Raw genomic sequence first — 1,786 nt, forward strand, 5'->3', positions numbered from 1 at the left:
GACTCTGTTGGTCGATGTGATGGTTCACCTGAAATGACCTTCGGGTGCGGTGGACACTGCTCGTTGTCGGGTCTGTTTCCTGGGGGCGAGGGGGAGATCATGTCGATGCGTCCGTTGCCTGCGCCTGCGGTGCCTGAGTCCACGGCGAGGGTCGCCCGTGCTGCGTTCCCGCGCGGGTGTCTGGCCATGCGGATCAGGGACGAGTTCGGGGCGGTGTTTGAAAGCGAGCGGTTCGTGGCGGCGTTCGCACATCGAGGTGGTCCGTCCGTGTCTCCGGGGATGCTGGCGCTGGTGAGCGTGTTGCAGTACGCCGAGCGGCTGACCGACCGGCAGGCCGCTGATGCCGTGCGTGGCCGGATCGACTGGAAGTACGCCCTCGGCCTCCAACTGGCCAATCCTGGCTTTGATTTCTCGGTGCTCAGCGAGTTCCGTGACCGGCTGATCGCCCACGGCCTGGAGCAGCAGATCCTGGACGCCATCCTCGCGCAGTGCAGCAGGCGGGGCCTGCTGCGGGCCGGCGGTCGAGCCCGCACCGACTCCACCCATGTCATCGCCTGCATCCGTGACCTGAACCGGCTGGAGTTCGTCACCGAGACCATGCGCTGCGCCCTGGAGGCTCTGGCGGTGGCCGCTCCCGCCTGGCTGGCCGGCACCGACGCGGTCAACGCGGACTGGCTCGCGCGCTACCGGCAACGCGCCGACTCCTACCGGCTGCCCAAGGGAGAAGCCGAGCGGACCGCGTTCGCCGAGAACGTCGGGGGCGACGGCTACGAACTCCTCGACGCTCTCGACGATCCCACGACCCCGGCCCACCTCGCCGGCCTCGAGGCGGTCGTGCTCCTGCGCACCGTGTGGGCCCAGGAGTACCAGCGCGACGCCCGCGGGGTGCGCTGGCGCGGACACAAACAACGCCCTCCGGGAGCGGCACGCATCGTCTCCCCGCACGATGGGGACGCGCGCTGCGGGGTGAAGCGGGGATCCACCTGGGACGGCTACAAAACGCATCTCACCGAGAGCTGCGACGACGGCCTCCCACACCTGATCACGTGCACGGCCACTACACCGGCCACGACGGACGATCACCAGCTCACCGCCGCCGTCCACGATGCCTTGACCGAGCGGGGGCTGAAGCCGGCCGAACACTACGTGGACGGCGGCTACACCAGCGCGAAGATCATCCTTCAGGCTCGTGCACTGGGCGTCGAGGTCATCGGGCCGGTCAGGCAGGCCGGCGGCCGGCCGGCCCTGCAGGGCAGCGGCTACGCCGCCACCGACTTCCGCATCGACTGGCAGACCCGGCAGGCGACCTGCCCGCAGGGCCGGATCAGCACCCGCTGGAGCGACACCGTCATCGGCGGCGAACCCCGCGTCCACATCGACTTCTCCGGCGCCGGATGCACCAGCTGCCCGGCCAAAGACACCTGCACCACGGCCGCCTACCGCGTCCTGACACTGCTCCCGCGCGAAGAGCACGAACTCCTCCAACAACGTCGGGCAGAACAGCAGACCGAGGAATGGAAGAAGCGCTACCACACCAGGGCCGGGGTGGAGGGCACCATCTCGCAGGCAGTGCGGCGCACCGGCACCCGGCGTACTCGCTACCGCGGCCTCGCCAAAACCTCTCTGGCCCAGGTCCTGACCGCAGCCGCACTCAACCTCTACCGACTCGACGCCTGGTGGACCGGAACCCCGCTGGGCACGACACGAATCTCCCACTACGAACAACTTGCCCTCAGCCACGCGGCCTGATCGACAAAAGCCCAGATCACATCGACCAACAGAGTCC

At 68.7% G+C, this 1,786-nt stretch carries 1 protein-coding gene; it reads left to right on the plus strand.

The features are described from left to right. The first annotated feature begins 105 nt into the window (after nt 1-105). Nucleotides 106-1,749, plus strand: coding sequence for an IS1182 family transposase (locus J5X86_RS50125; protein WP_208523225.1), 1,644 nt, complete (start codon nt 106-108; stop codon nt 1,747-1,749). Nucleotides 1,750-1,786: the final 37 nt, after the last annotated feature.

Source organism: Streptomyces sp. NEAU-YJ-81 (genome assembly GCF_017592595.1).
In the GTDB taxonomy this organism is placed as follows: Bacteria; Actinomycetota; Actinomycetes; order Streptomycetales; family Streptomycetaceae; genus Streptomyces; species Streptomyces hygroscopicus_B.

Excerpts from the sequence above, each read along its gene's own strand:
- J5X86_RS50125 (WP_208523225.1), top strand. The coding sequence starts at position 106 with ATGCGTCCGTTGCCTGCGCCTGCGGTGCCTGAGTCCACGGCGAGGGTC.